Consider the following 265-nt stretch of genomic DNA (forward strand, 5'->3'; position numbering starts at 1 on the left):
GGCGCCCGGGCGGTTGCGGGCGTGGTGGGTGATGCGGATCTGGGCGTGATCGGGGCGGGTGATGGTGGTGAGGTCGCCGTCGGGGGTGTAGTGGTAGGTGGTGACGGCGCCGTCGGGGGCGATGACGCGGGTGGGGCGGCGGTCGTCGTCGTAATCGGTGCGGGTGCGGGCGCCGGACGGGTCGATCTGTTCGATCAGGCGTAGGTCGGCGTTGAAGACGAATGTGGTTGCGGCGCCGAGGGAGTCGGTGTGGATGGTGCGGTGG

General features: G+C 70.9%; 1 protein-coding gene. It reads right to left on the reverse strand.

Going from position 1 to position 265, the window contains the following annotated elements; translation table 11 throughout:
• A partial coding sequence (locus FEK34_RS29850; protein ID WP_138453322.1) for an RHS repeat domain-containing protein occupies nucleotides 1-265 on the reverse strand: 265 nt, incomplete at both ends.

The sequence above is a fragment of the Nocardia cyriacigeorgica genome (assembly GCF_005863245.1).
Lineage (GTDB): Bacteria > Actinomycetota > Actinomycetes > Mycobacteriales > Mycobacteriaceae > Nocardia > Nocardia cyriacigeorgica_C.